Below are 25,807 nucleotides of genomic sequence, written 5' to 3' on the forward strand. Positions count from 1 at the left end.
GAACTACACTGTGACCGACACCGGTGCGGGAGCGACAAGGGGAACTGCGTGCCATCGAAGAAGCCGGCGGCGGTCATGCGCGACGTCGCCAAGCTCGCGGGCGTCTCTCACCAGACGGTGTCGCGTGTGCTCAACGAGCACCCCAACGTCCGGCAGGAGACCCGCGCCCGGGTCCTGGAGGCGATGGAGTCGCTCGACTACCGGCGCAACCTGGCCGCCCGGACCCTGGTCACCCGGCAGTCGCACACCCTGGGGATCATCGGCTTCGAGACCACGCTGTTCGGCCCGGCGTCCATGCTGTACGGCATCGAGGACGCCGCCCGCACCGCCGGCTACCTGGTCAGCATCGCCACCTTCCGCAACCTGGAACCCCGGCCGGTGCTGGAGGCGGTCGACCGGCTGCGCCAGCACGCGGTGGACGGCATCATCGCCATCGCCCCCAAGCACGCGGTCACCGACGCCCTGGAGCAGGCCCCGGCCGGCCTGTCGTGCGTGGCGGTCGGCGGGGCCGGCGGCACCGACGGGGTCCCGACCGTCCGCGTGGACAACGCCGCCGGGGCCCGGCTGGCCACCCGGCACCTGCTCGACCTGGGTCACCGCACGGTGCACCACGTGGCCGGGCCGGCCGACTGGCCGGAGGCCCAGGAGCGCGTCACCGGCTGGCGCGACACCCTGGTCGCGGCCGGCGCCGAGGTGCCGCCGATCATCCCGGAGTCCTGGAACGCCGAGACCGGCTACGTCCAGGGCCAGTCGCTGGCCCGCGACCCGGCCGTGACGGCCGTCTTCTGCGCCAACGACCGGATCGCCCTGGGCGTGCTGCGGGCCCTGCACGAGGCCGGCCGCCGGGTGCCCGAGGACGTCAGCGTCGTCGGCTTCGACGACATGCCCGACTCGGGGTACTTCCTGCCCCCGCTGACCACGGTGCACCAGGACTTCGCCGAGCTCGGCCGGCTCAGCCTGGCCCTGCTGCTGGAACACATGGCCGGCCCCGAGTCGCCGGCCCACGTCCTGGTCACCCCCGAGCTCGTCGTCCGGGCCAGCACCGCCGCCCCGGCCGCCGGCCGACGCCGGACGTGACGAGGCCCGGGACGCGCGTACACGCCCCGGGCCCCGCGGTTCAGGTCACGCCGTGCTGCAGGTCAGGTTCTGCACCGTGGTCGGTGTGGAGCCCGTACCGGTGAAACCGAAGGTGGTGTAGCTGTTGGCGGCGATCGAGCCGTTCCACGACTCGTTCGTCACCGTGGCCGTCGAGCCGTTGCCGGTGTACTTGCCGCTCCACAGCTGACTGACCGTCTGCCCGCCGGGGAACGTCCAGGACACCTTCCACTTGGTCACCGGGGTGCTCCCGGCGTGCACCATGACCTCGCCCTGGAAGCCACCGCCCCAGGAGCCGGTGACGTTGTACATCGCGGAGCAGCCGCTGTTGGCCGGCGGGGTGGCCGGACCGGAGGACGTCGGCGGGCTCGGCGGCGTCGACGTCGGCGGGGTCGCCGGGTCGGTGGGCGGCGGCGGGATGGTGCTGTCGCCCACGCCGGTCACCTCGCCGTGGCCGCCGTCGAAGGTCACGTCCGAGCAGCCGTAGAAGGTCTCCTGGCTGTCCGAGCGGGACCAGACCGAGTAGATGATGTGCTTGCCGCTCTTGCCCGACGGCAGGTTGGCCGTCCAGGAGTACCGGCCGTCGTTGGTGCCCGGGCCGCCCACCGAGGTCGGGTTGACCACCTGGGAGAACGGCTGCGACTCCAGGTCGCTCCAGGCCAGCGGCCGGGTCGGGCTCCAGCTGTCCTTGGTGACGTACAGCGAGAACGTGCCCGGGTGCTTGGCCCAGTTGTTGTAGTCGAACCGCATGCTGGCGCCCGCCGTGAGGTGGGTCTGCGGCCAGTCGTTGCGGGCGGCGTTGTAGGCGGTGAAGTCGTACGGGCCGCCGGTGCCGCCGCTGCACAGCTGGCCGTCCGGGATGAAGCCGGCCATCCGGCCGCCGCCGTCGGAGCGCAGCACGGCGAACCAGTTGTAGAGCGGCGTGGTGCCACCCTGCGCCACCGCGGCGGCGCAGGCCGGGTTCTTCGGGATGATCGCGCCGTTGGTCCCGGACAGCCCGTCCTTCCAGCAGAAGTAGGTGCGGCTGCCCGGCGCCATCATCGCGCCGTGGGCCGACGCCTCGGTCTGCACCACGGTGATGCCGACGCCGGTGGCGAGCAGTACCGCGGCCGCGTACAGGAATCTCTTCTTCATCTCGGTCCTCTCAGCCGTTCGGGAAGAGGCGGGCGAAGTCCGCGTAGCCGGTGGCCACGTCGACCTGGGCCCAGAATCGGTGGTAGTTGAAGGTCGGGGCCGCGCCGCCCTTGAGGTAGGCGTCGACCTTCGGGAAGTCCGGGTCGTTCTTGTAGAAGGAACGGATGTCCAGGAAGGACACGCCCGGCTTGATCTCGTCGCCGTTGGGCATCTTGCCGCTCCAGCCCGGCGGGATGTAGATGCCCTGGCCGGTGGCCGCGTCGTAGCGGTCGTCCATCCGGTTGTAGTCGGCGCGGGTCTCGGTCACCGACACGCCCTTCGGGTCCTTGTACGCCCAGATGGCGTCCAGCAGGCCCTTGGCCGCGGTCTTGGCCCGGGCGTTGCCCGACTTGGCGGCGTAGTAGGTGAGCAGCTTGGCGAACGAGCCGGCGACCCCGAGGTCCTGGCCCTTGCTGGTGACCTCGACGTGCAGGCCGGTGTTCGCGGCCGGGCTGGACGGGCTCCAGGTGGCCGGCTTGCCGGTCCACGCCAGGTCCGACGGGATGGCGAAGCTGGACGCGCCGATCGTGCTGTTGTCCAGGGCCCAGGTGACCCACTTGTCCAGGACGGACTTGGCCTTGGCGTCGTTGGTCGTGTAGTAGTACTCGGCCAGCCGCTCCAGCGACCAGGTCTGCATGCCGAACCAGCGGTTGGACGGCGGGTCCTCGTAGACCGGCGCCTCGACGTAGGACAGGCCGTAGAACGTCGGGGTGCCGGCCGGCGGGGCCTTGTACGCGCCCTGCCAGCTGTTGGTCGCGCCGCCGGCGATGCCGCCCTCACTGGACTGCAGCCACTGGTAGAACTCCAGCTGCCGGTTCAGGCTGGCCTGCCAGTCGGCCTTGGCCGTCGGCGACTTGGGCGCCATGGCCGAGACGTTGGACAGCACGTACGCCGCCATCGGGTTCTGGTAGCCGAAGTGGCTGGTGCTGGAGCCGATCCGCCAGGCCCAGCCGGCCTGCGTGTCGGTGGCGCCGCCCCAGGCGTAGTACCAGGACATCAGGTTGTTCGAGCTGCTCTTGCCGGAGCCCGCCGCGCAGGACGTCGAGGTGCAGCCCGGGTTCTTGAAGTACTTGTCGTAGAAGGAGTACCGCAGGTAGTCGCCCATCTTGGCGGCGTTGGCCACGGCCGCGGAGATCTGCGACTGCTTGCCCTGCGCGGTCGCCCAGGTCAGCGCCAGGTAGGCGGCCTGCACGGCCCGCGAGTCGGCGTCGGGGGCGTTGGTGTACTTCCACTGCTTGGCGTACGACGCGTCCTTGGTGAACAGGTCGAGGTAGCCGTTGGGGCCGCCGAACTTGAACGTGTCGCAGGACGGCTGCGGCACGGTCTCGAAGGTGGACTCCTGCGGGCCGCGCTGGAAGGTGTTGATGAACACGTTCTTGGTGGTGCCGTCGCCGCAGTGGCCGAAGCCGTAGACGTTGTCGACGTCCATCAGCCAGTGCATGCCGTAGATGTCCGAGGTGCCGTACGCGCTCTTGAGCTCGTTGGCCAGCGGGTCGGTGCCCACCGAGACGCTGTTGTCCAGCTGCGACGGGTACTCCGAGGGCAGCGGGTGCTCGGCGGCGTAGGTGGCCGGCTTGCTCGGGTCGTACTTGTCGTTGGTGGGCTGGTCGGCGTGCGACGGGATGATGTACTTCTCCATCGTCGCCCACGCCGTGTTGAACGGCGCCCAGTCGCCGGACACCTGGCCGTGCTCGGCCTCCAGCCACAGCCAGTAGCTGAACGCCTCGGAGGTCGTCTCGTGGCCGTGGTCGGGCGCCTCGTCGATCAGCGTCTCGATCGAGTGGTACGGCACCCCGTCGGGGCTGAAGTAGCCGTTGGCCGGGTTCTTGATGTCGCTGTAGAGCTGGGTGAACCGGGCGTCGGCGCTGCCCTTGGCCAGCACCGTCGCCGTCACGCTGGCCGCGGTGTGCCCGGTGGCCGTGGCGGTGAAGGTGGCGGTGGAGTTCAGCGCCGCCGCGGCGGTCGCGGCGACGGTGACCGTCTGCGCCGTGTTCCAGTTGGCGGGCGTGAAGGTCAGCGACGCGGGCGTCGCCGAGACCGTGGTGGCCCCGGCGCTGCGGGCGATCGCCACGGTGGTGTTCGCCGTGGGCGCCTTGGACAGCGCCACCTTGAACGTGGCCGTCTCACCGGGGGCGACCGTCAGCGAGGTGGGGTCGGTGACGACCGCCGGGGTGGTGGCGGCGTCGACGAACACCGGCACGTCGGCGGTCGTGCTCTTCGCGTTGGTCGAGTCGTACGCGATGGCCTGCAGGTGGTACGCCGCCGTCTGGGCCGGGACGCTGTCCCAGGTGTAGGCGTACGGCGCCGCGGTGTCGGTGCCCAGCAGCAGGCCGTCGTGGTAGAACTCGACCTTGCTGATGGTCCGGCCGCTGGTCGCCGTGGCGGTCGCGGCGATCGGGATCGACGCGGGCGCGGTGAACCGCGTGTTGGCCGCCGGGCTGCTGATCGACACCGTCGGTACGGCGGCGGTCTGGTTGCAGGCGGTGCCGTTGAGGGTGAACGCCGTCGGGACCGGGTTGGCCGAGCCGAACGTGCCGTTGAAGCCGGTGCTGACCGAGGCGCCGGTGCCCAGCGTGCCGTTCCACGCCGCGTTGTTGACGGTGACGTGCTGGCCGCTCTGGCTGTACGTGCCGCTCCAGCCCTGGGTGACCTTCTGCGCCGCGTCGGGGAAGTCGTACTCGAGCTTCCAGCTGGTCACCGGGTCGCCGGAGTTGGTGATGGCGATGTCACCGGTGAAGCCGCCGCTCCACTGGCTCTGCACACGGTAGACGACCGTGCAGCCGGCGGCGGCCTGCGCGGGCGACGACCCGGCGACGACCAGGCCGGCGCCGAGCAGCGCCGCGGTCGAGACGGCTAAACCGCGTCGAAAACGCGATCGGGTGGACAGGGGGGATCTCATCGCGGGTCCTTCCTGGGGGGTGGGGCGGGTCATGACGTGGCCGCACAGGTGATCGGCGACGGAACGGGGTTGGTGCCGGTGGTGGTGGCGAGGAAGCCGAACGTGGTGGTCGCGTTCGCGGCCAGCGCGCCGTTCCAGCCGGCGTCGCGCACGGTCACCGCCGTGCCGGTCTGACCGCCGGCGCCGCCCCAGAGCTGGGTCATGACCTGGCCGGCGGAGTACGTCCAGCCGACGGACCACGCCTTGGTGGCCGTGCTGCCGGCGTTCCGGACGGTCACCTCACCCTGGAAGCCACCGGTCCACGAGCCGGTGATCCGGTAGGTGGCGGCGCAACCGGAGGTGGGCTGCGGAGGCGCCGAGGTGGACACCGACGGGGAGGGGGACGGCGGGGTGGAGGTGGGCGGGGTGGAGGTCGGCGGGGTGGAGGTCGGCGGGGTCGACGTGGGCGGGGTCGGGCCGCCGGTCCGGTCGGCGTAGAGGATGCCGCGGCCGTTGGTGCCGAGGTAGACCCGGCCGTAGACCCGCGGGTCGCCGGCCAGCGCCTCGCCCGCGTTGCCGTACTGGTGGGCGTCGTCGTTGATCCGCAGCCAGGCCGCGCCGCCGTTGTCGGAGCGGAACACCCCGGCCACGCCGTCGACCGTGCCGATCGTGAAGACCGCCGGGTAGGCCGCGCCCGGCGCGGCCTTGCCGGTCGAGACGTTGATCGCCTTGCTCACCCCGGCGACCGCGGCGAACGAGGCGCCCGCGTCGGTGGAGTGCAGCAGCCCGGTCTCGCCGGCCAGCCACACGTCGCCCGCCCGGCCGGCCACCGTGTGCAGCTTGACCGGGCCGGTCGCCGGGACCGTGGCCGCCGAGGCGGTGAAGGTCGCGCCGCCGTCCCGGCTGACGTAGAGCTTGCCGGCCGCGTACCCGTAGAAGGCCTTCGGGTCGGCGCGGTCGCTGACGATCTCGGCGCCGGCCGGCAGGCCGGCGGACTTCGTCCACGAGCTGCCGCGGGTGGTCGAGTAGTGCACGTCCGCGCCCGCCGGGGCCCAGACCACGGCGTTGGCGTCCGCGCCCACCGCCACCTTGCCGCCGCCGGTGACGCCCGCCGGCTCCTGGCCGTTGTACCAGTTCTTGCCGCCGTCGTTGGAGACGCCGATGTGCGGCGCCGCGTCGGCGTTGCCCACCCGGACGAAGAAGGCCGGGCTCAGCTCGGCGAAGTCCAGGCTGGTGTTGCTGCCCAGGCTGGGGGTGTCGTGGAAGGTCGGCGGCACCGTGTCCAGGTCGGCGTGGTGGAACCCGCCGATGTCGCCCAGCGCGCTGACCAGCGGGGCGCCGGACGGCGGGCTGGCCAGGTCGAGGACCGCGGTCTCCTCCAGGCCCTTGGCCATCGGCTTGATCGTGAACGGGGTGCCGGCGTCCCAGTTGGTCAGCTGGGTGGTGCCGTAGACGGTGGCGCCGGTGCCGTACAGCATCCGGTTGGAGTCGAACGGGTCGATCTCCACCGACTCGTTCATCCAGCCGAGCTTCGGCGTGGACTCCGGGGGCTGCGGGTTGGTGTTGAAGTCCAGCCACGGGTTGGCCGAGATGTCCATCGTGTAGCGCTTGGACACGCTCGGGTAGCCGGCGAAGTCCCAGATCCGGGTCCAGGTGGCGCCGCTGTCGGTGCTGCGGAAGAAGATCGCGTCCGGCCACCAGGAGACCTGGGTGGCCACCATCAGGGTGCCGGGCTTCTGCCGGTCGACCGTGAGGCCGGAGTAGCCGAAGTAGAGGTCGTCGCCGGCGCTGAGCTTGACCGGGCTGACGTCGGTCCACTCGCCGGTCACCGTGTTCAGCCGCGACACCTGACCCTTGCCGCCCTCGTACGGGCCGCCGGTGTCGCTGGTGGCCACGTACAGGTAGTGGTTGACCGGGTCCAGGACGCCCTTGTGCGGGATGTAGCCGGTCGGCTGACCGGGGACCCGCGCCCAGGTGCCGCCGCCGTCGGTGGAGCGGTAGACGTTGTTCTGCTTGTCCGCCACGCCCACGTAGACGTCGCGGCTCACGTCGTCGAAGGTGACCCAGGTCAGGCCCTGGTTCTGGCTCAGGTAGCCGTTGGTGTCGGCCGGGTCCTGGACGTAGTTGCCCGCGTTGGGGAACGCGCTGACCTTGGCCCAGGTGGCGCCGCTGTCGGTGCTGCGCCACAGGCCGTTGCCGCCCTCGGCGGCGTAGAAGACGTGGGTGTGGTCGTGCGGGTCGACGGCGAGCCGCTCACCCATGCCGCGGCCGGGCATGTTGCCGCCGTTCTTGAACGGCAGCTTCGTGACCTGCCAGCTCGCGCCGCGGTTGGTCGAGCGCAGGATGGCCCCGTTGTTCGGGTCCCAGCTGTTGGTGTACATGCCCACCGCCGCGTAGACCCGGTCGGGATCGACCGGGTCCGTGGCGATGCTCGTGACGCCGTTGTAGCCCCAGTTGTCCTGGCCCACCCAGTCCAGCAGCGGCACCCAGTTCTGGCCGGCCTGGTTCCAGCGGTAGGCGCCCCCGATGTCGGTCCGGGCGTAGATCAGGTTCTTCTCTTTGCGGTTGAAGATCAGGCCGGGAACGAATCCGCCGCCGTCGATGCGCACGTTCTTCCAGCTGGACGGGTCGGTGGCGGGGGCCGCGGCGGCAGGCTGGGAACGGTCGGCCGCCTGAGCCGCGAAGGTCGTCGCGCCGATGAGCAGCGCGGCGACGGCCAGGGTCAGGGATCTCGGGCGTCGCAAATGGAATTCCTCTCCGGGCACGTCTGCGGCGCCGGGGCTGCGCCATCGACGGACGTGAACATGGGAGCGCTCCCATGAATGTCGTCTCCCGACATCTCGTTGTCAAGAGTCGGAAACAAATGACCCCGTGTTGACAACTACTGAACCGAGTAGGTAGGAAGATGCCCATCGATCGTGGGAGCGCTTCCGACATCGATGGAGGACCACATGAGACGCAAACTTCTGGGCGGCCTGGCCGCGCTGTTCGTCGCGGTGGCCGGCGTGGTCACCGTGGCCGCGCAGCCCGCGCAGGCGGCGGCCGGCTTCACCGTCAGCGGCAGCCGCATCCTGGACGCCAACGGCAACGCCTTCGTCATGCGCGGCGTCAACCACGCCCACACCTGGTACGCCGACCGCACCCCGCAGGCGCTGGCCGACATCAAGGCGCTGGGCGCCAACACGGTCCGGGTCGTGCTCGGCAGCGGGCAGCGCTGGGGACCCGACAACGCCGCCACCGTGTCGACCGTGATCAGCCAGTGCAAGGCCAACCGCCTGATCTGCGTGCTGGAGGCCCACGACACCACCGGGTACGGCGAGCAGAGCGGCGCCGCCACCCTGGCCCAGGCGGTCGACTACTGGATCAGCGTCAAGAGCGCCCTGGCCGGCCAGGAGCGCTACGTCATCCTGAACATCGGCAACGAGCCGTACGGCAACACCAACACCGCCGGCTGGGTCGCCGACACCAAGAACGCGATCACCCGGCTGCGCGCCGCCGGCTTCGAGCACTCGATCATGGTGGACGCGCCGAACTGGGGCCAGGACTGGTCCTTCACCATGCGCGACAACGCCGCCTCGGTCTTCGCCACCGACCCGCAGCGCAACACCATCTTCTCGATCCACATGTACGGCGTCTTCGACACCGCCGCGGAGATCACCGACTACCTGGGCCGGTTCGTCAGCGCCGGGCTGCCGATCGTGGTCGGCGAGTTCGGCAACATGCACTCCGACGGCGACCCCGACGAGGACACCATCCTGGCCACCGCCCAGGCCCGCGGCATCGGCTACCTCGGCTGGTCGTGGAGCGGCAACGGCGGCGGCGTCGAGTACCTGGACATGGTCACCGGCTTCAACGCCACCCAGCTGACCCCCTGGGGACAGCGGATCTTCAACGGCGCCAACGGCATCAAGGCGACCTCGCGCGAGGCGTCCGTCTTCGGCGGCGTCCAGCCCACCACGCCGACCAGCTCCCCGACGGTCTCGCCGAGCGCCTCGACCCCGCCGTCCACGCCCCCGCCCGCCGGCAAGAGCTGCACGGCGAGCTACGCGGTCGCCGGCCAGTGGGGCGGCGGCTTCCAGGGCACGGTGACCGTCAAGGCCGGCGCCGCGGCGATCACCTCGTGGACCGTGACCTGGACCTGGCCCAGCGGCCAGCGCTTCACCAACACCTGGAACGCCACGGTCACCACCTCCGGTGACGCGGTGACCGCCCGCAACGCGTCGTACAACGGCTCGCTGCCGGCCGGCGGCAGCACCAGCTGGGGCTTCACCGCCAGCTACACCGGCGCCAACACCGCACCGACCGCCACCTGCGCGGCCGCCTGACCCCCACCCGGGGCCCCCCGCGGCCCGGCCCGTTCGCGGGCCGGGCCGCACCCCGGCCGCAACCGCCGGGCACCCGATCCGCTCCCCCGGGCCGCCAGTCTGGGGGACCACCCAGCATCGGGAGCATCGTGACCACGACATACGCGCCGGTGGACGCCGGCCGCCTGGCCGCGGACCTGGTGACGCTGGAGACCGGCCGCACCACGGCGATGCGGACCGACGCGGCGGAGGCCGACCGCGTGGAACGGGCGGCCGCCGGTCTCGGCCGGCCCGCCCTGGTGCTGCGGGCCCGGCTCGCCCGGGCCGTCGTCATGCTCCGCGAGGGCGAGACCGTAGCCGCCGGCCGGCTGACCCACCAGGTCTACGCCGAAGCGGTCGAGCTGGGCGACGACTACGTGCTCGCGCGCTGCCACCGCACCCTGTCGATGTTCTTCCGCCAGGTCGGCGACGCCGCGACCGCGCTGGCGCACGCCGTGCAGTGCATGTCGCACACGGCGGACGACGCCCCGGCGGCCATCCGCAGCCGGCATTTGATGTGCCTGGCCGTGATGCTGGACGAGACCGGCTCGCCCGAGGAGGCCCGGCGCGCCTTCGACGAGGCGCTCGCCCTGGCCACCGCCGACCACGACGGCGAGCTGGCGCTGCACCTGATGAACAACATGGCCTACACCGCGTACGAGCGGGGCGACCTGTCCGCCGCCGAGGAGATCACCGAGCGGATGCGGGAGATCACCCGCTCCGCCGGTCTCGCGCTGAACGCCACCTGCCTGGACACCATGGCCCGGGTGGCGATGCTCGGCGGCCGGCCCGCCGAGGTGGCCGACATCCTCGCCCCGCTGCTCACCGAGGAGACGTCCCGCGACCTGATCGACGTCGGCTACGCGCTGGAGGAGGCCCTGCTCACCGCGGCCGAGGCCCGGCGCGCGCTGGGCCAGGAGGCCGGCGCGCAACGCCTGCTCGACCGGCTGTTCCGGCTGTGCGCGGAGCACGGGCTGGCCGGCCTGCAGGCGCGGGCCCGCGAGCAGCAGGCGCTGCTGTACGCCGCCACCGGGCACTACCGGGAGGCGTTCGAGGAGTACCGCCGCTTCCACGACGAGTCCCGGGAGCTCACCAACGCCCAGCAGGACGCCCGCTCCCGGGCGATGCAGGCGGTCTACCAGGCGGAGGAGGCCCGCCGCGCCACGGATGCGTTCCGCGAGCTGGCCCACCGCGACGCGCTGACCGGCCTGCACAACCGGCGGCACGCCGACCAGGAGCTGCCCGCGGCGCTCGCCACGGCGGCGGCCGACGGCACGCCGCTGTCGATCGCGCTGATCGACCTGGACCACTTCAAGCGGGTCAACGACACGCTGTCGCACGAGGCCGGCGACGGCGTGCTGCGGCTGTTCGCCGCGGTGCTCACCACGGCCGTGCCGCCGGACGCCGTCGTCGCGCGCATCGGCGGGGAGGAGTTCGTCGTGCTGCTGCCGCGGACCGACGGCGCGGCGGCGGAACGCGCCTGCGAGCACATCCGTGCCACGGTGGCCGGCCAGGACTGGGCGCCGGTCACCGGCGGCCTGCCGGTGACGTGCAGCATCGGCGTCACCACGGTGACCGGGCGCGGCGCGACCCCGGCGACGGCACTGGCGAGCGCCGACCGCCATCTCTACTCCGCCAAGCGGGCCGGCCGCGACCGGGTGTGCGCCGGCCCGGTCAACGCTGCGGCAGAAAGCCGCCGCTGACCTTGGCGTCCTTGCCGCCGCCGGTGACCTTGGCCGCGTAGCTGTCGTCCGCCACGGAGCGCTTGCCGGCCGCGTGGCTGAACTGCGCCGCGAAGGTGTACGTGCCGGGCGCGAGGGTGGCGCCCGACCGCAGCGTGAAGTGGAACACCAGCATCTTGGTGGTCCGGCTGCTGGTGATCATCAGCAGGTCGGGCGACACGGTGCTCCACCGGCCGGTCTCGGTCACCCCGGCGGTGAGCGCGACCTCCACGGTGACGTCCAGGGCGGTGAGCTTGCGGGCGCTCTCCAGCACCACGCTGTCCTCGGTCCAGCCGTCCGCGGTGTTCGGGTCGAGCCGGCCGGTCGAGCTGACGTAACCGTCACGGTCGGTGTCGGTCCCCGGACGGGACGGCGTGACGGTCGCCGGGGACGACGACGCGCCGGTGGACGTCCGCGGGGCCCGGGGCGCCGTCGGCGAGGTGGCCGGCGGGGACGGCTTGGGCGTGCCGGCCGGGGCCGGGGCCGAGGTCGCCGGGGCGGGTGACGGGGCGGCCACCGGCTGGGCGTCCTCGTCCGGTCCGCGGTTGCCGAGCCGGACCCCGGCCACGGCCAGGACCAGGACCACGGCCACCGCGAGCGCCGCCGCCGCGGGTCGCAGCAGGGCGAAGGCGCGATTGGCCGGCCGGTGCGCGTACGCGGCCCGCCCCTCGGCGATCCGGTCCAGCATCGCCTCCCGGTCCGGCCGGTGCCGGTCGGCCTCCTCGCGCAGCGCGGCGCGCAGGTGGCGCTCGTCATGCTGACGCATTCAGTCCTCCCGTCGTCACTGGCAGATCCATCAGGTACAGGCTGAGCTGGGCCGCGCCCCGCGACGTCAGGCTCTTGACCGCGCCCACCGAGATGCCGAGGATCTCGGCCACCTCGCGCTCCGGCACGTCGAACGCGTACCGCAGCACCACGCACTCGCGGCGGCGCAGCGGCAGGTGCCGCAGGGCCGCCCGGACGTCGAGCACCGCCGGGGTGTCCGGCTCGGCCCGGTCGCGGCGCAACAGGCCGAGCCCGAGCAGGCCGGCCCGCTCCCGGCTCTGCCGCTTGATCCACTGGCGGGCCAGGTTGGCCAGGATGCCCCGGGCGTACGCGATCGGGCTGTCCGCCGCCTGGACCCGCTCCCAGTGCCGCCAGACCTCGACGAACGCGTCCGCGGCCAGGTCGTCGGCCACGCCGGACTCACCCGTCACGAGATAGGCCAGCCGTGACAGGTCCGCGTGATGCTGCTCGAAGAAGCGCCGGAAGGCGCGCTCGTCGTCCGGGTCCGTCACACGATCCTTTCCGGTTCATCGGTACGGGTGGAGGCCGGCTGCCCCGGCTGTGAGGTCTACGGAACCGGAGCAGCCGGAGTTCAGTCGGTCGTCACGTGGTGACCGCCGGTGCCGGGACGGTGACCGGAACGGCGATGCGCTGACGAGCCCATGCATTCTCTTCCGCGGGGGGACGGTGTCAAGGACTCGCGAGGGGGCCGGGTGAGGTCCTGATGGAGCGGCCCCCTCGCGAGTCACCTGCCCCCTAGTGGCTCCCCGGCGCCGGAAGGTTGCCCGCCCCCGCGAAGTTTTTTTCACCCGGCGCACGCCGACGCCGGCCACCCCTGCGGGGGCGACCGGCGCCGGCCGTGCGGATCCGGGCTCTGACCTCTCAGTGCCGGAGCTGGGCGAGGTCGTACGACCAGATGCCCCGGCCGTGGGTGGCCGCGTAGAGCGTGCGGCCGTCCGGGCCGACCTTGAGCTGGAGCGTGGTCGTGGTGGGCAGGTTGCGTCCGAGGACCGACCAGCGGGTGGCCCGGGGGGCGCGGTAGAAGATCCCGGTGTCGGTGCCCACGGCGAGCCCGCCGCCGTGGACCATCCGCACCGTGTTCGCCGGCACGTCCGGCAGGTCGCCGGAGATGTCGGTCCAGTGCTCACCGGCGTCGCGGGACTCGAAGACGTGGCCGATGCCGGCGCCCGGGCCCTCGGTCCACTTCCGGGAGAACCCGTTGATCACGACCACGACGTGCCGCGGGTCGGCCCGGTCCACGTCGAAGCCGGACACGTACCGGTTCGGCACGGTGCCGTCGACCGGCAGGGTCAGCTGGTGCCAGCCCGTCCCGTCGGTCCGCCCGACCGCGATGCCCCGGGTGAAGCCCTGGTTGTTGCAGGGTCCGCACCAGCCGGCGTAGACGTAGCCACCGGAGGTCGCGACCGCGGTGGCGACGTGGGTGGCGCCGAGGTCGAACAGGTTGCGCCACTCCTCGCCGGAACGGATCGCGAAGCCGTTGGTCTGCAGCCACACGTGCTGCCCGCCGGCGATCCAGGTCCGGCTGTCGCGCGGGTCCATGGTCAGCGGCGCGATGAACCGGGCGGCGCCCGTCTCGGCGTCCGGCGGGGCGACCTCGTAGCTGGTGGCCAGCGCCGGGTCGCGCGTCCACGAGCCGTCGTTGACCGCACAGTTGTTGGTCACCCAGACGTCCAGGTACACGTACTCCTCGGCGATGTTGCAGCCGTTGGCCGGGTCGACGATGGTGTCGCCGCCGTCGCCGCCGAAGTTGGAGCCCATCACCCGGTCGCCCGGGCGCAGGATGGACTGGCCGTTGTCCTGCAGGCCGCCGGAGACGGCGACGCCGCGCCGGTCCCGGCCGACCCCGACCGAGTAGTACTGCAGGATGTCGATCGTGCCGTCGTTGAGCGAGACCCAGTCGGTGGCGTGCCCTGCGGCGTCCGCCGCGCCCCGCACCGGCCGGCGGTAGGCGCCGCCGTCGTTGCCGACGACCACGAACCGCCGGCCGTGGTACGACCCGATCGCCACCGACTGCTGGTCGGGGTGCGTGGTCTGGTGGCAGTCGCCGGTCTGCTTGGCCGGGTCGATGCTCCAGCAGTCGAAGCCGAAGTTCCAGTACGGTCCCGGGGTGGTCCAGGTCAGGCCGCCGTCGGTGGACTCGAAGACCTCCTCCAGGCCGGCGTACACGTGGTTCGGGTCGGCCGGGTCGACCTGCAGGAACTGGTTGTACCAGGACTGCACGCCCGGCATGTAGCCCGGATCGGTCAGCGCCGAACCGGACTCGGCCAGCTCGTGGTAGTCGGCGCCGAGGGTCCACGGGCCGAACGGCGAGCCGGAGAGCGAGACGTAGAAGCCCTGCAGGGCGCTGTCCGGGTTGGTCGCCAGCAGCGTCGGCGACTGCTCGATGGCGTAGTACCGCGAGCCGTCGGCGGACGGCGAGAAGGTCACCGTGCCGACGTCGCCCGCGCCGGAGGGCAGGCCGGCCAGCTCCGTGCGCTGCCAGGCGCCGCCGCTGCGGGTGTAGAAGCCGTTGTACTCGTCGCCGCTGCGCCAGCCGGCCGCGATGACCACGCGGGCGGGGTCGCGGGGATCCACGGCGAAGTCGTTGATGATGTTCTTGTACGGCGCGTTCGGGTCGGCCGCCTGCGCACCGCCCGGCAGGAACGCGGGGTTGGGCACGAACTCGGCGCGCCACGGGCCGGACAGGTCGGTGAGCGAGTGGGTGAACGCGCCACGGTTGGTCGCGGCCCACACGGTGTTGCCGAAGAACCGCAGCTTGCGGATGGTCGTGCTCTCCAGCTCGGTGCCGCCCACCCGGTCGCGCGACCGGAACGAGCCGTGCCGCGGGTCGCGGAGCACGTACACGCCGGTGCCGACGAACGAGGTGGCGCTGGTGTTGGCCTCGCCGGTGGCGTACCAGAGCCGGCCCTTGCGGTCCAGGCGCAGGTCACCGGTGGACGGTGACGGCAGCCGCTCGGAGATGGGCTGCCAGCGGCCGCCCCCGCTGCGCGAGCGCCAGACGCCGCCGTCGGCTCCGCCGGCGTAGACGTACCCGGCGTTGTCCGCGGCCATGCCGGTGATCCGGCCGGTCACCTTGCCGGCGCCGCCGGAGGAGTTGCTGTCGATGTCGCGGTAGCGCGGGTCGTCGGAGTTGTACGGCAGGTCGGTGATCTCGCGCCACCGCCCGGCCGTCCTGGGCAACGACTGCTGCTGCGCCCAGGCGGCGGAGTACGCCCCCGGCGCGACGATGCCCGGCGCGCTGCGGGCCTCGGCCCACTGCTCGGCCCGCTCGGCGATCTCCTCGGCCTCGCCGCCCTCCTCCTCCTCGCGGGCGTCGAGGGTCTTGAGCTGGGCGGCGTGCTGGGCCCGCCAGGTGGCCTGCTCGACGTGGTGGCGGTACGGCACCGGCCGGCTGTCGTCGCCGGGGGCGGCCGTGGCGGGCACCACGGGAGCGACGACGAGCGCCGCCGACATCGTTCCGGCGACGAGTAGGCGAATTCTTCCGGGATGTTTGAGATGAGGCGACACTGCCTGTTCCCTCCCCAAGAGACCGGCCACGAAGGACGCTCGTGGCGCGAGATCGAGCCTCATGAGTGCGCCGGGAGACCACAACCGTCCGTATGGTCATCGATCGGCGACCGACGGGAACCGGGCGGCGGCCCGGTGCGTCCCAGCGGGATGCCTTCTTCCGTCCCGCTCCTGCTCGGCGCCGCGACGGCGCTCGCCATCGGGGCCGCAGGCTGCGGTTCCGCCCCGCCGGCGGGGCCGACCGGAGCCTCGGGGGCGCCGGTCACCGCGCCGGCCGGCCGGGTCGCCGCCTCTCCCGAACAGAGCACCTTGCCCGCTTCGCCGCAATCCGCGCCGCCTGCAAGAAAACCCCGGCCCTCGGCGTCGTCCTCACCGGGCGAGCCGGATCAGGGCCGCGACCTGGTCGGCGCGCCCCTCGTGCTGACCGGCACGGTGCGCGTCCTCGACGGCTGCACGGTGCTCGAAGTGGACGGCCGCCGGTGGGCGCTGCTGGGCGCGTCCGTCCCGAGCCTCCCGGCCGGTGACCGGGTCACGGTGCGGGGCCGTCCGGCCCGGGTCCCGGCCGGCTGCCCCGCGGACGCCGCGGTACGCCTGCGCGGTTGAGCGGCCGCGGGCGCCGGCGACGCCCGCGGCCCGCCGGCTCAGGCCGGGTGGCGCAGGACCGTCACACCCCGGGGCTCCAACCGGCCCGGCGTGCCGTGCAGCACCTCGCCCGCCACCCCGGCGAGCTCCACCGGCTCCGCCGTCCGGTTGATCAGGAACCGGAAGTCGCCGCGGACCGCCAGCTCCACCCGGCCGCGCAGCTCCGCCGGCAGCTCGCCCGGCACGCCAGCGCGGTCCAGCAGGTCGCGCAGCACCGGCGCCAGGCCGTCCGGGCCGAGCCGGGTCGAGACGTACGCCGCCGAGCCCGTGCCCACCGTCCGCCGGGTGATCGCCGGCGCGCCGCCCTTGTACGACGCCAGCACCTCCACGTCCGCGCCGGTGACGGTGACGGCGTCGGTCCACAGGGTGCCGGTCAGCCCGTTGTCCAGCTCGGCCCGTTCGTCGTCGCCGAGCGGGGCGAACTCCTCGATCCGGATGCCCAGCAGGTCGCGCAGGGGCCCGGGGTAGCCGTCGAGCCAGACGTGGTCGTGCTCGTCGACGATGCCGGAGAAGTACGTCGTCACCAGGTGTCCCCCGGCCGCCACGTACGCCCGCAGCCGCTCGGCCAGCGCGGCCGGGACCACGTGCAGCACCGGCGCCACCACCAGGTCGTAACCCGAGAAGTCCTGGCCGGCGGGCAGCACGTCCGCGCGCACCCCGAGGTCCAGGAACGCGGAGTACCAATCCAGCGCCTCCCGGCGGTAACGCAGCCGGTCCGTCGGGTGCGAGTCCTGCTCGCTGGCCCACCACGAGGTCCAGTCGAACAGGATCGCCGCCCGGGCCCGGGTCCGCGCCGTACCCGCGACCGGGGCCAGCCGCCGCAGCGTGGCGCCCAGCTCGGCCACCGACCGGAAGACCTCGCTGTCGACGCCGGCGTGCGGCAGCATCGCCGAGTGGTACTTCTCCGCCCCCGCCCGCGACTGCCGCCACTGGAAGAAGCAGACCGCGTCCGCGCCGTGGGCCACGTGCGTCAGGGAGTCGCGGGCCAGCTCGCCCGGCTTCTTCGGCACGTTGATCGGCTGCCAGTTCACCGCGCTGGTCGAGTGCTCCATCAGGAACCAGGGCCGCCGGCCGGCGATGTGCCCGGTCAGGTTGGCCGAGAAGGACAGCTCGTCCTGGGCCCGCGGGCCGCGCTGGACGTAGTGGTCGTTGGCCACGAAGTCGACCTCGGCCGCCCAGTCGGCGTAGTCCATCGGCTTCTGCTCGCCCATCACCATGAAGTTGGTGGTGACCGGCACGTCCGGGGTCAGCTCCCGCAACACGTCGCGCTCGGCGCGCAGGTGGTCCTTGAGCGCGTCGGAGGAGAACCGCTTGAAATCCAGCTGCTGCGTGGGGTTCGGGTGGGTGGCCGCCTGCCGCGGCGGCAGGATCTGCGCCCAGTTGCTGTAGTGCTGCGACCAGAACGCCGTGCCCCAGGCCGCGTTGAGCGCGTCCAGGTCGCCGTAGCGCTCGGTGAGCCAGGTGCGGAACGCCGCCGCCGCGTCGTCGGAGTAGTCGTAGACGTTGTGGCAGCCCAGCTCGTTGGAGACGTGCCAGGCGGCCAGCGCCGGGTGGCCGCCGTAGCGGCCGGCCATGGCGCGGACCAGCCGCAGCGCGTGGGCGCGGAACACCGGCGAGGTGGGCCGCCAGTGCTGGCGGCCGCCCGGCCAGACCGTGGCGCCGTGCACGTCGACCGGCAGGATCTCCGGGTGCCGGGCGGTCAGCCACGGCGGCGGGGACGCCGTCGCCGTGGCCAGGTCGACCGCGATGCCCCCGGCGTGCAGCAGGTCCATGACCTCGTCGAGCCAGCCGAAGTCGTACTCGCCCTCGGCGGGTTCGAGCCGGGCCCACGAGAAGATCGCGAGCGAGACGATGGTGACCCCGGCGGCGTTCATGGCCCGGATGTCGGCGTCCCAGGTGGAGCGCGGCCACTGCTCCGGGTTGTAGTCGGCGCCGTAGGCCAGGGCGGGCGCCCGGCCGGGCCGGCGCAGCCAGCGGTAGGGGGTTTCCACGCGATCTCCTCGGTGCGGGCTCACTTGACGGTGAAGCCCTGCTCGGTGCCGTACTTCGCGGACTGGTCCTGCCACGCCTTCAGGCCGTCGGCCAGCGGCGTCGCCGACACGTAGGCCTTACCCACGGTGTCGTTGAACACGCTGTTGGCGTAGACCTGGAACGGCAGGTACGACCAGCCCGGCACCACGTTCCTGGCCGACTCGGCGAAGATCTCGTTGGCCTTCTGGCCGCCGAAGTACGCGAACTCCTTGCCGAGGAACTCCGGCGAGTTGAGCTGCGCGGTGGTGGCCGGGAAGGCGCCGTTGTCGATGCGGATCTGCACGCCGTCGCCCTCGTTGGCGTACCGCAGGAAGCCGTAGGCCAGGTTCTTGGCCTGGCTCTTCTCGGTGACGGCCAGGGAGCTGCCGCCGTTCTCGGCGCTGGCCCGGGCGCCGGCCTGCCACTGCGGCAGCGGCGCGACCCGCCACTTGCCCGAGCCGCCGGGCGCGCTGGAAGTGAGGTTGGCCGGCATCCAGGCCCCGGTGGCCAGGGTGGCGATGGTGCCGTTGGCCATGCCCTGGAACCACTGGTCGGTCCACGGGTTGGTCGGCGCCAGCAGCTTCTCGCTGATCAGCTGCTGCCACACCTTGACGAACTCGGCGCTGCCCTGGTCGGCGAAGTTGATGGTCACCTCGGTGCCGTTCACCTGGTACGGCTTCCCGCCGGCCTGCCAGATCATGCTGGTGGTGAACCCGGCGTCGCCGGTGTCGCTGCCGAGGTACGCCTTCGGGTCGGCCTTGTGCAGCTTGCGGGCGGCCTCCAGGTACTCCGTCCAGGTCGTCGGCACCGCGATGGCGTGCTTGTCGAGCAGCTCCTTGTTGTAGAACAGCGCCATCGGACCGGAGTCCATCGGCAGGCCGTAGATGCCCTTGCCGCTGTGCACGGCGTTCCACGGGCCCGGGGTGTACTTGTCCTTCAGCGACTCCGCGGAGAACGCGTTGAGGTCCGCCAGGGACTTGCCCAGCGCGAACTGCGGCAGCGCGAAGTACTCGATCTGGGCCACGTCCGGGATGCCGGTGCCGGCCGCGAAGGCGTTCTGCAGCGCGGTGTACTGGTCGTTGCCGGTGCCGGCGTTGACCAGGTTGACCTTGACCGCGGGGTACTTCTCCTGGAACTTCGCGACCACCTGCTTGAGGGTGGGCTCCCAGGCCCACACGGTCAGGGCGCCGCCCTTCTGCAGGGCCGCGTCGACGTCGGCCGTGGAGACGGTGGCGCTCGCGGCGCCGCCGCCGTCGGTGGAGTCGTCGTCACTGCCGCAGGCGCCGAGGGCGAGCGCGGTGGCGGTGGCGGCTGCTGCGGCGAGCAGGCGCCGCCGGGTCATCGTGGCCATGGGGGATGGTCCCTTCTATTGCTTGACGCTGCCGGCGGCGAGGCCGGACTGCCAGTACCGCTGCAGCAGCAGGAACACCGCGAGCAACGGGAGGATGGTGAGGAGCGCACCGGTGATGACGAGGTTGAAGACCGCCTGGCCGCCCGCGGTGGTGGCCTGGTCGTTCCAGGCGTTGAGACCGAGGATCAGCGGGTACCAGTCGGGATCCTTGAGCATGATCAGCGGCAGGAAGTAGTTGTTCCAGGTGACGACCATGCTGAAGAGCAGGGTGGTGACGATGCCCGGGGCGAGCAGCGGGACGCAGATCCGGAAGAAGGTGCGGAACTCGCCGGCCCCGTCCACCCGGGCCGCCTCGAGCAGCTCGTCCGGGATGGCCTCGGCGGCGTAGGTCCACATGAGGTAGAGCCCGAACGGGCAGATGAGCGACGGGATGATGACCGCCCACGGCGTGTTGGTCAGGCCCAGCTTGCTGAACATGAGGAACGTCGGCACGGCCAGCGCCGTGCCGGGGACGGCGACCGCGCCGATGACGACGGCGAACACCGCGCGCTTGCCGGGGAAGTCGAACTTGGCCAGCCCGTAGCCGCCCAGCACGGCCAGCAGGGTGGCCCCGCCGGCCCCGGCGACCACGTACAGCAGGGTGTTGCCGAGCCAGCGCAGGAAGATGCCGTCGTCGTAGGTGACGGTGGTGCGCAGGTTCTCCCACAGGGCGAACCGGCCGTCGTCGAACCACAGGCCGAACGACGTGAACAGACCCTCCTGGGTCTTGGTCGCGTTGATCACCAGCCAGGCCAGCGGCACCAGGCTGTAGAGCACGACCAGCGAGGTGAGCGCGGTCAGGGCGACGCTCTTGCGGCCGCGGGGCCGGTCGCGCCGGCGGCGCGACGGGGTGCGGACGGGGGTACGGCGGGGAGCCCGCACGGTGGTCACCACGGCTCAGCGCTCCTTCGTGCCGCGCAGCTGCACGACGTAGGCGATGACCATGGTGATGACGCCCATGATGATGGCGACGGTGGCGGAGTAGTTGTACTGCTGGCCGGCGAACGACAGCGAGTACGCGTAGTAGTTCGGGGTGAAGTACGTGGTGATCGCGTTCGGGGCCAGGTTCTGCAGGATGGCCGGCTCGTTGAAGAGCTGGAAGCTGCCGATGATCGAGAAGATGGTGGCGATGACCAGCGCGCCGCGGATGGCGGGCAGCTTGATCGACCGGATGATCCGCAGCTCGCCGGCGCCGTCGATCTCGGCCGACTCGTAGAGCGAGCCCGGCACCGTGCGCAGTGCCGAATAGAAGATCAGCATGTTGTAGCCGACGAACTCCCAGGTCACGATGTTGCCGATGGCGGCGAGGATCCAGCTGGGCTGCAACGGGTCGGGGATCGCGGTGCCCAGGCTGTCGTTGATGCTGCCGATCAGGCCGAACTGGGAGCCGTACATGAAGCCCCACATCAGCGTCGCCACGACCGCCGGGACCGCGTACGGCAGGAAGACCGTCACCCGGAAGAAGCTCTTGCCGTAGAGCCGGCCGCTGTCGATGGCCAGGGCGACCAGCAGCGCCAGGAACAGCATGATCGGCACCTGGACGACCAGGAACAGCGAGACCCGGCCCAGCGCCGACCAGAAGTTGGGGTCGTGCAGCGCCTGCCGGTAGTTGTCCAGGCCGACGAACGAGTTGCCGCCGATCAGCCGGTTCTTGAACAGGCTGAGGTAGATCGAATACCCGATCGGGGCCAGGAAGACCAGCGCGAAGACCGCCATGAAGGGGCCGATGAACCGCCAGCCCGCCCATGATCGGCGCCGCGTCGGCACCACCGCTGTCTCCGCCACCCGCGGCCTCCTCCCACCCGAGATGTTTACGCAAACATCATGCTGCGCGCCGGCATGAACTGCGATGTTTCCGGCGGGTCAGCGGCGTGATGTTAACGTAAACATCGGGGTGATAGTTTCACCGCGTCCCCGGCCCGTCAAGAAGGAGTTGCCGACGATGACCGCTGGCCGCACCCGCCGCCCCGGCCGCGGGGTCTCCATGGCGGACGTCGCCCGGCTGGCCGGCGTCTCGTCGCAGACGGTCTCGCGGGTCTCGACCGGGCATCCCAGCGTCGTCGAGTCGACCCGCCGGCAGGTGCTGGCGGCCATGCAGCAGCTCGGCTACCGGCCCAACAGCGCCGCGCGGGCGCTCAAGCGGGGCGAGTTCCGCACCCTCGGCGTCATCCTGTTCACCCTGGCGACCACCGGCAACAGCCGCACGGTCGAGGCGATCGCGGCCTACGCCGCCAGCGAGGGGTACGCGATCACGCTGATCCCGGTGGCGGCGCCCACCCAGGACGGCGTGCTCGGCGCGTTCAGCCGGCTCGGCGAGCTCGCGGTGGACGGGATCATCGTGATCATGGAGGTGCACCTGCTCGACGCGGCGAACCTGAGCCTGCCGCCGGGCGTGCAGGTGGTCGTCGTGGACTCCGACGCCGGCGACCGCTACCCGGTGGTGGACACCGACCAGGCCGACGGCGCCCGGCAGGCGGTCCAGCACCTGCTCGACCTGGGCCACGAGACGGTGTGGCACGTGACCGGGCCGGCGGAGTCGTTCGCGAGCGAGCGCCGCACCCAGGCCTGGCGCCGCACCCTGCTGGAGGCCGGCCGCACGGTGCCGCCGGTCCGGCGTGGGGACTGGTCGGCCGACTCCGGCTACCGCGCCGGGCTGAGCCTGGCCGCGGAACCGGACTGCACCGCGGTGTTCGCCGCCAACGACCAGATGGCGCTGGGCGTGCTGCGCGCCCTGCACGAACGCGGCCGCCCGGTGCCGCGGGACGTGAGCGTCGTCGGCTTCGACGACATCCCGGACTCCTCGTCGTTCATCCCTCCCCTGACGACGGTGCACCAGGACTTCGCGGAGGTGGGACGGCGCTGCGTGCAGGGCCTGCTGCGGCAGATCCGCGACGAGCCGGCGGGTCCGGGCACGGTGCTGGTGCCGACGCGGCTGGTGCAGCGGGCCAGCACCGCCGCCCCGCGCCGGTCCCCCGGGTGAACCGTTCAACACGGACGTGCCCCACTCGGCGCGGGTCTGGACCTACCTGCTCGGCGGCGAGGACAACTTCGCGGCGGACTACGCCGGCGACCGGACCCGCGGCAACCCGGCATCACCGACGTCGTGTCGGAATTCGTCGGGGTGGGCCGCAAGCCCTGAGCGCCCGCCGGAGGGGGCCCGGCTGCCCCACGGGGGAAGGGCAGCCGGGCCGGTCCATCAGAGCGAGAGCCGCTGACCGGGGAAGATCAGGTTCGGGTTCCCGCCGAGCTGTGCCCGGTTGAGCCGGTACAGCGCCCGCCAGCCGCCGTTGACGTGGTGGGCCGCCGCGATCTTGGCGAGCGTGTCGCCGGACTTCACGGTGTAGTGCCGGCCGGTGGCCTTGACCGAGGCGCTCCGGGTCGCCTTCTTGTGGGTCGCGGTCGCCTTCTTGTGGGTCGTGCCGCGCGACGCTGCCTTCGCGCCGCCCGACGAGGAGCCGCCGGTGTTCTTCGCCCGGTAGGCCTTGGTCGAGCCGGCCTTCTTGCCGCACACCGGCCACGCGCCGATGCCCTGGCCGTCCCGGACCTTCTCGGCGATGCGGATCTGCTGGGCGCGGCTGGCCTTGTTGGCCGTGCTCGCGTACTTGCCGCCGCCGTACGCCTTCCACGTGCTGCGGCTGAACTGCAGGCCGCCGTAGTAGCCGTTGCCGGTGTTGATGCTCCAGTTGCCGCCCGACTCGCACTGGGCGATCGCGTCCCAGTTCACCCCGGACTGCGCCGCGGCCGGGGCGGCCGGGCTGAGCAGGGCTACGGCGCCCGCCGCGCCCGCCACGGCCAGGCCGAGGGCACGCAGGGACTGCTTGTGGTTCTGAGCCATGTCGTTTGACCTCCACGCCTGCGAGGTGAGCTGTCGGGTTCGGACTGAGGTTGCCCGGCCGTTCGTGGTGACCCGGCTTCACCCCGAGGCGCGCCGCGGCGCGCCGGAGAACGTGTGGTTCCCCCGCTCCATGCCTGAATTCGGTGTCCCAGCCCGGTCGGCGGCAGGACTCGGCGTTACCGACCGCGGGGCCCGCGTCAGCGGACCGGCCGACGGTAACCACCCGCGCCGCCGCGACGCCAAGTCCCGGGCCGCGAACGTGACGTTCTTCTCAGGTTTTGCCCGCATTTGATCTTGCTGCAGAATGCGGTCCAACCCGGACACAGCCGGGCGAGACGACCGCCCGTTCGCTCCGCCCGTGCCGCCTTTGTCCGGGCCGGGCGGACGCCGGCCGGACCAGTCCGTCGATCGTGCTAGAGCGGGAGCCACTCCGTGGCCGTCGTGACCGCACGCAGCACGTCCGGCCGCGGCTCGACCCCGATCCCCGGCCCCGAGGGCACCGGCAGGTGTCCGTCCTGGAGCACGAACGGCTCCGTCACGTCGGTCCGGAAGTAGCGGCCGGACGCCGAGGTGTCGCCGGGCAGGGTGAAGTTCGGCAGCGCCGCCAGCGCCACGTTCGCGGCCCGGCCCAGGCCGGTCTCGAGCATGCCGCCGCACCAGACCGGGACGCCGTGCGCGGCGCACACGTCGTGGATCCGGCGAGCCTCCAGGTAGCCGCCGACCCGGCCCGGCTTGACGTTGACGATCGCGGCGGCGCCCAGCGTGATCGCCGCGGCGGCGGCGCGCGCGGAGGTGATCGACTCGTCCAGGCAGACCGGGGTGGTGATCAGCCGGGCCAGCCGGGCGTGGCCCAGCACGTCGTCCTCGGGCAGCGGCTGCTCGATCAACAGCAGGCCGTACGGGTCGAGCCGGGCCAGGTGCCGCGCGTCCGCGACCGTGTACGCCGCGTTCGCGTCCACCTGCAGCAGCACCTCGTCGCCGAAGCGCTCGCGCACCGCCCGCACCGGCGCCACGTCCCAGCCGGGCTCGATCTTCAGCTTGATCCGCAGGTAGCCGGCGTCCAGGTAGCCGCCGACGGCGTCGAGCAGCTCGCCGATCGAACCCATGATGCCCACCGACACCCCACAGGGGACCCGGTCCCGCACGGCGCCGAGCTCGCGGGCGAGCGGCCGGCCGGCCGCGCGCAGCTCGGCGTCGAGCACGGCGGTCTCCAGCGCGGCCTTGGCCATCCGGTGGCCCTGGAACGGCGCCAGCGCCGGCCCGACCGCGTACGCGTCCAGCCGCGGCGTGCCGGCGAGCGCCGGGACCAGGTACCGGCGCAGCACGTCGGCGGCGGCCTCGGTGTACTCGCTGGAGTAGCGGGGGTCGCCCATCGCCACGCACTCGCCCCAGCCCTCGGCCGCGCCGGTGACCACGCGGACCAGCAGGACGTCGCGGGTGGTCTCGGTGCCGAACGAGGTGCGGAACGGCGTGACCAGCGGCATGCTGATCCGGCGCAGCTCGACCCCCGTGAGCCTCACCGGCCGGCCGGCTCGCCGTCGCGGGTCAGCACGTACCAGCCGGACCGGTCGAAGCCCGCGAAGCGCAGCCGCTCGGCGAGCAGCGCGGTCAGGGTCTCCCGGACCGCGATCCGCCAGTCCTTGGCCGTGCCCGGGGCCCGGCGGCGCAGCGCCTCGATGTCCTCCGGCACGGCCACCACCACCGTCTGCCCGCGGAACGAGCCGGGCACCGGACCGCCGCCCTCGGACGCGCGCAGCGCCACGGCCGCGGTGGGCGGCCGCACGCAGCGGCGGGGCCGGCCGGCGCAGGCCGCGACGACCGTGGGGGCGGCGAGGTCCCAGCGGACGAACAGCCGGTCACTGTCGCCGTCGCCGTTGATCCGGTCGCGCATCACGCCGTAGAAGTTCGGCAGGTACTCGGTCGGCGTCGCGGCCAGCTTGCCGAGGTTGAAGTGGGCGTTGCGGGCCACCAGCGGGTCGAAGGTCCAGCTGATCGTGCTGATGCCGCGTTGCAAAGCCCAGGCCCGCTGGTGCTGTTTGAGCGCGAAGCCGACGTGCCGCCCGGTCGCGCCGGCCGCGACCCCGGCGATGTGGCTGTGCAGCTCGCGCTCCCCCGGGGCGGCGAAGAACGCGACCGCGGCGCCGACCAGGGCGCCGCCGTCGAAGGCGCCGGCCACGTAGTTGCCGGACTTGGCCAGCGCGCGCAGCAGCTCGGTGGTCAGCAGGACGTCGCCGCCGTCGGCCTGCCAGATCCCGGCCAGCATGCGGTCCAGGGCGGCCAGCTCGGCCAGGCTGCTCACCGGGCGGACCAGCACGCGCGCCGCCCGCGCCGCCGAGCCGGCCGCCTCCAGCGCCGCCGCGATGACCCGGCTCACGACCGCCCCCGCCCGGCGAGCGGACCACCCGGCCCGGCGAGGGCGCCGGGCGG

18 protein-coding genes, 1 pseudogene and 1 riboswitch are annotated in these 25,807 nt (G+C 72.5%); of the genes and pseudogenes, 6 read left to right on the forward strand and 13 right to left on the reverse strand.

Translation table 11 applies throughout. The features are described from left to right. Positions 1–75 precede the first annotated feature (75 nt). Positions 76–1,077, forward strand: coding sequence for a LacI family DNA-binding transcriptional regulator (locus tag Ani05nite_RS19760; RefSeq protein ID WP_203770236.1), 1,002 nt, complete (start codon positions 76–78; stop codon positions 1,075–1,077). 45 nt (positions 1,078–1,122) lie between these two features. On the opposite strand, the gene Ani05nite_RS19765 is transcribed toward Ani05nite_RS19760, so the two are convergent. Genes Ani05nite_RS19765 through Ani05nite_RS19775 form a run of 3 tightly spaced genes read right to left on the reverse strand, consistent with a single transcriptional unit; the run spans position 1,123 to position 7,890 of the window. Next, a complete protein-coding gene (locus Ani05nite_RS19765) occupies positions 1,123–2,229 on the reverse strand; it encodes a lytic polysaccharide monooxygenase auxiliary activity family 9 protein (protein WP_203770212.1) in 1,107 nt (368 codons plus the stop codon). A gap of 10 nt (positions 2,230–2,239) precedes the next feature. Further along, positions 2,240–5,167, reverse strand: a complete 2,928-nt coding sequence (locus Ani05nite_RS19770; protein WP_203770214.1) for a glycoside hydrolase family 48 protein — start codon at positions 5,165–5,167, stop codon at positions 2,240–2,242. Between the two features lie 29 nt (positions 5,168–5,196). Beyond that, the gene (locus Ani05nite_RS19775) at positions 5,197–7,890 is read right to left on the reverse strand and encodes a cellulose binding domain-containing protein (protein WP_203770216.1); all 2,694 of its coding nucleotides are present in this window, start codon (positions 7,888–7,890) and stop codon (positions 5,197–5,199) included. Between the two features lie 207 nt (positions 7,891–8,097). Between Ani05nite_RS19775 and Ani05nite_RS19780 the strand changes: the two genes are divergently transcribed. Together Ani05nite_RS19780 and Ani05nite_RS19785 are read left to right on the forward strand one after the other, a co-directional pair. Further along, complete coding sequence (locus Ani05nite_RS19780; RefSeq protein ID WP_203770218.1) at positions 8,098–9,471, forward strand: cellulase family glycosylhydrolase; 1,374 nt, start codon at positions 8,098–8,100, stop codon at positions 9,469–9,471. A gap of 128 nt (positions 9,472–9,599) precedes the next feature. Next, positions 9,600–11,192 carry a GGDEF domain-containing protein gene (locus Ani05nite_RS19785; RefSeq protein ID WP_203770220.1) on the forward strand — a complete coding sequence of 531 codons (1,593 nt, stop codon included), beginning with the start codon at positions 9,600–9,602 and terminating at the stop codon, positions 11,190–11,192. On the opposite strand, the gene Ani05nite_RS19790 is transcribed toward Ani05nite_RS19785, so the two are convergent. The 3 genes from Ani05nite_RS19790 to Ani05nite_RS19800 all read right to left on the reverse strand — a co-directional run bounded on the left by Ani05nite_RS19790 (position 11,164) and on the right by Ani05nite_RS19800 (position 15,449). Further along, positions 11,164–11,976, reverse strand: coding sequence for a hypothetical protein (locus tag Ani05nite_RS19790; RefSeq protein WP_203770221.1), 813 nt, complete (start codon positions 11,974–11,976; stop codon positions 11,164–11,166). The two genes, Ani05nite_RS19785 and Ani05nite_RS19790, sit on opposite strands and share 29 nt — an antisense overlap. Next, positions 11,963–12,487 carry a SigE family RNA polymerase sigma factor gene (locus tag Ani05nite_RS19795; RefSeq protein WP_203770222.1) on the reverse strand — a complete coding sequence of 175 codons (525 nt, stop codon included), beginning with the start codon at positions 12,485–12,487 and terminating at the stop codon, positions 11,963–11,965. Before Ani05nite_RS19795 ends, Ani05nite_RS19790 begins: the two co-directional genes overlap by 14 nt. 370 nt (positions 12,488–12,857) lie before the next feature. Beyond that, the gene (locus Ani05nite_RS19800) at positions 12,858–15,449 is read right to left on the reverse strand and encodes a beta propeller repeat protein (protein WP_203770223.1); all 2,592 of its coding nucleotides are present in this window, start codon (positions 15,447–15,449) and stop codon (positions 12,858–12,860) included. Positions 15,450–15,653: 204 nt separating this feature from the next. Here Ani05nite_RS19800 and Ani05nite_RS19805 point away from each other — a divergent pair, with 204 nt between their 5' ends. After that, the gene (locus Ani05nite_RS19805) at positions 15,654–16,106 is read left to right on the forward strand and encodes a hypothetical protein (protein WP_203770224.1); all 453 of its coding nucleotides are present in this window, start codon (positions 15,654–15,656) and stop codon (positions 16,104–16,106) included. A gap of 38 nt (positions 16,107–16,144) precedes the next feature. On the opposite strand, the gene Ani05nite_RS19810 is transcribed toward Ani05nite_RS19805, so the two are convergent. The 4 genes from Ani05nite_RS19810 to Ani05nite_RS19825 form a co-directional block, all read right to left on the reverse strand. Beyond that, positions 16,145–18,136, reverse strand: a complete 1,992-nt coding sequence (locus tag Ani05nite_RS19810) for a beta-galactosidase (RefSeq protein WP_203770225.1) — start codon at positions 18,134–18,136, stop codon at positions 16,145–16,147. A 20-nt stretch (positions 18,137–18,156) separates the two neighbouring features. After that, positions 18,157–19,506, reverse strand: a complete 1,350-nt coding sequence (locus Ani05nite_RS19815) for an ABC transporter substrate-binding protein (RefSeq protein WP_203770226.1) — start codon at positions 19,504–19,506, stop codon at positions 18,157–18,159. 15 nt (positions 19,507–19,521) lie between these two features. Then, the gene (locus Ani05nite_RS19820; RefSeq protein ID WP_239130346.1) at positions 19,522–20,346 is read right to left on the reverse strand and encodes a carbohydrate ABC transporter permease; all 825 of its coding nucleotides are present in this window, start codon (positions 20,344–20,346) and stop codon (positions 19,522–19,524) included. A 96-nt stretch (positions 20,347–20,442) separates the two neighbouring features. Further along, positions 20,443–21,330, reverse strand: a complete 888-nt coding sequence (locus Ani05nite_RS19825) for a carbohydrate ABC transporter permease (RefSeq protein ID WP_344932541.1) — start codon at positions 21,328–21,330, stop codon at positions 20,443–20,445. A gap of 157 nt (positions 21,331–21,487) precedes the next feature. On the opposite strand from Ani05nite_RS19825, the gene Ani05nite_RS19830 reads away from it, so the two are divergent. After that, a complete protein-coding gene (locus Ani05nite_RS19830) occupies positions 21,488–22,525 on the forward strand; it encodes a LacI family DNA-binding transcriptional regulator (protein WP_203770228.1) in 1,038 nt (345 codons plus the stop codon). A gap of 13 nt (positions 22,526–22,538) precedes the next feature. Next, positions 22,539–22,760, forward strand: a pseudogene (locus tag Ani05nite_RS42390) (SAM-dependent methyltransferase); the annotation flags it as partial. Here the strand turns inward: Ani05nite_RS42390 and Ani05nite_RS19840 are convergent. From Ani05nite_RS19840 to Ani05nite_RS19850, 3 genes are all read right to left on the reverse strand, one after another. Next, on the reverse strand, positions 22,742–23,380 hold the full coding sequence (locus Ani05nite_RS19840) for a transglycosylase family protein (protein ID WP_203770232.1): 639 nt from the start codon (positions 23,378–23,380) through the stop codon (positions 22,742–22,744). The pseudogene Ani05nite_RS42390 and the gene Ani05nite_RS19840 overlap by 19 nt on opposite strands. A gap of 1 nt (position 23,381) precedes the next feature. Beyond that, a riboswitch (cyclic di-AMP (ydaO/yuaA leader) is annotated at positions 23,382–23,536 on the reverse strand. A 257-nt stretch (positions 23,537–23,793) separates the two neighbouring features. Beyond that, positions 23,794–24,900, reverse strand: a complete 1,107-nt coding sequence (gene menC, locus Ani05nite_RS19845) for an o-succinylbenzoate synthase (RefSeq protein ID WP_203770234.1) — start codon at positions 24,898–24,900, stop codon at positions 23,794–23,796. Further along, a partial coding sequence (locus Ani05nite_RS19850; protein ID WP_307836710.1) for a hypothetical protein occupies positions 24,897–25,807 on the reverse strand: 911 nt, incomplete at its 5' end. The genes Ani05nite_RS19850 and menC, both read right to left, overlap by 4 nt.

This window comes from Actinoplanes nipponensis, assembly GCF_016862275.1.
GTDB classification, from domain to species: domain Bacteria; phylum Actinomycetota; class Actinomycetes; order Mycobacteriales; family Micromonosporaceae; genus Actinoplanes; species Actinoplanes nipponensis.